We start from the raw sequence: 2,822 nt of genomic DNA on the forward strand, positions 1-2,822 counted from the left end.
AATAATTAAAAGGATTACATCCCTTTGTGTAGAATATCAATGTATGACAATATATGTCGAAAAATATCTGTATGAGGAGTTGGAGAGTTGATTTTACCGAAGTTTGATTTAGCATTATATGTTTTATTAGCATTTGCTTTTTTCTTAGGGCTTTCAGATGCAGCTACTAATTTGATGTTGGTATTAGGGATTATTTATGTTTTTATTAGAGCACTAAAGGTTCCGCTGAAGATGAGTTGCCCGAAGGGGATTGTTATTTCATTAGTGATTTTTTGTAGTAGTGTTGCTATTGCCGGAGTATGGGCTGAGAATTCAGCGGAAAGTAGTAGAGCCGGCTTTGCGTTAATCTTAAATATCTTACCAATGTTTTTCCCGTTATTGTTACTAAGTGAAAAAAAACAAGTTCCTTGGGCAGTATTAGCCTTAGGTGGTAGTGTACTTTTAAATAGCGCGTATGCTTTTTATCAAATTGTGATGAAATTGCCGGTAGTAGGCTATACCAATGAGGTGGATTTCTTAACTACCAGTTTATTAATAGGAATTGCTACCCTTGTTACGACTTTTGATAAATTTGATTTTTCAGCTAGCCAACAACAAGGGCTACTTGGTATTAGCGGTTTAGCAGTAATAGTCTTATTATTGCTGGGCAATAGTAGCACTTTACTGGGCTTAATGGTTTTGGGATTATTAGCGACGGCAGTTAATTATCAAAATAAACTTAAGGTAGCTGTAAGCTTAGTGGTTAGTGTAATGGCGGGAGCTGTAGCAGTATTAAACTTTGCTAATATTAACCTGACAGAAAAAATGTCATTATGGAATGAAGCTATTAATGTTTTTCAAAACAACCAAATTATTGGTATTGGCCATAGCCAGTTTAATGTTGTCTTGAATAACCTGACTTTTACTAATGCGCAAAGTAATGTTTTCAACTTTTTAGTTGAAGGTGGTATAATAGGTTTACTAGGCTTTGTTATATTATTTGCTTATATTTTATTTTATTTTGGTAAGAAATATTTTCAAGATAAAGATTATTTATTAAGTAGTACGATTATTATTTCAACGGTAACATTATTGGTAGAAGGAATTTATAAATACAATGTTTATGAGCCAATGGTTATGCGACAATATTGGTTTGTACTAGGCTTAATAATTATGTTAAATCAACTTAATAACAAAACGGTTGATTATAAAACTACTAAAACTAAAAAAAGTAAACTGAAGAAATAAATTAAATCTCAATGAAGAGAATTAACAAATGTAAACTTAATTCAGGCTAAATCTGAATTGCACCGCAAGATTTGCAGCTTTATAAGTATAGAGTGAACAAAGCTTAATGGGAGAGGGTACAATGTTAATTCTCTTTTTGCTATCTATTTTCTAAAAGAGGTGACTGATGATGGATTGTGATGTTTTGCTAATTGGTGCAGGACCGGCGGCGATTTTTTCAGCCTATGAATTAGTAAGCAAAAAACCGAACTTAAAAGTGGTGATGGTGGAGACCGGTCGTGATATTTATAAAAGGCATTGTCCTATTGATGGGAAAAAAATAAAAAATTGTATTTCTTGTGATGTTTGTAGCATTATGAGGGGGTTCGGCGGTGCCGGAGCCTTTTCTGATGGTAAATATAATTTTACGACTAAATTTGGTGGATGGCTTAATGAGTATATTTCTGATGAAGAGGTTTTAGCGCTCATTGATTATATTGATAAAATAAATATCAGCTTTGGAGCACCGGAAGAGTACTTTACTACCAAAAACAGTAAAATTGCGAAAAGTGCGTTAAGTCACGGTATTAATTTACTAGAGGCAAAAGTAAGGCATTTAGGAACGGAAAATAATTATAAAATCTTAACGGAAATTTATGAATATCTTAAGGATAAAGTTACCTTTAAATTTAATACAAGCGTTGAAGAAATTGTTGTTAAGGATAAAAATTTGGCGATAAAAACTAAAAATGAGTTAATTAGTGCTAAGTATATTATTGCTGCACCGGGCCGAGCCGGAGCAGAGTGGTTTTCGGAGCAATGTAAAAGTATTGGGATTAATTTACTAAATAATCAAGTTGATGTGGGCGTTAGAGTGGAAGTTCCGGCAATGGTTTTTGAGCATATTACTGATGAAGTGTATGAAGCAAAATTGGTTTACCGTACCAAACAATATGGCGATTTAGTAAGAACTTTTTGTATGAATCCGAAAGGCTATGTGGTAAATGAAAATACTGATGGCATTATTACGGTCAATGGTCATAGTTATCGTGATGAAGCATTACAAAGCACTAATACTAACTTTGCCTTATTGGTCAGCAATAAATTTACGGAACCGTTTAAGGAGCCACATAAGTACGGAAAAAGTATTGCGTCTTTTTCTAATATGCTGGGGGGCGGTGTGTTAGTACAGCGCTTTGGTGATTTAATTAAGGGGCGGCGTAGTTCTGAACATCGTATTGAGCAAAGTTTTGTCAAACCGACGTTGCAAGCGACAGCGGGAGATCTTAGCTTGGTATTGCCAAAGCGGCATTTAGACAACATTATTGAAATGATTTATGCCCTTGATAAAATAGCACCAGGAATGGCTAATGACGATACCTTGTTATATGGGGTGGAAGTTAAATTCTATAGTTCAAGATTGGAACTAAGTACTGAGTTAGAAACCATCATTGATAATTTGTTTGCGATTGGCGATGGCGCAGGTGTAACTAGAGGATTATCGCAAGCTAGTGCTAGTGGAGTCTATGTGGCTCGTAATATATTGAAACGATTAGAGGGGTGATAAGCTATGAGAAAATTAATGGTAGGTGGTAACTTTTTAATTTCCGGTGTCG

Annotated in this window: 2 protein-coding genes; both read left to right on the top strand. The window is 34.5% G+C overall.

Annotation, left to right across the window (positions count from 1 at the left end; translation table 11 throughout):
• The first annotated feature begins 87 nt into the window (after nt 1-87).
• Nucleotides 88-1,227: a hypothetical protein gene (locus tag KBI38_08275; GenBank protein ID MBP8630037.1), complete on the top strand. Its 1,140-nt coding sequence runs from the start codon at nt 88-90 to the stop codon at nt 1,225-1,227.
• Nucleotides 1,228-1,393: 166 nt separating this feature from the next.
• Entirely contained in the window at nt 1,394-2,770 is a 1,377-nt protein-coding gene (locus KBI38_08280; GenBank protein ID MBP8630038.1) for an NAD(P)/FAD-dependent oxidoreductase, read from the top strand.
• The last annotated feature ends 52 nt before the right edge of the window (nt 2,771-2,822 follow it).

This window comes from Negativicutes bacterium, from assembly GCA_018052945.1.
Lineage (GTDB): Bacteria > Bacillota > Negativicutes > JAGPMH01 > JAGPMH01 > JAGPMH01.

Coding starts and splice junctions, on each gene's coding strand:
- KBI38_08280 (MBP8630038.1), top strand. CDS start 1,394: ATGATGGATTGTGATGTTTTGCTAATTGGTGCAGGACCGGCGGCGATT.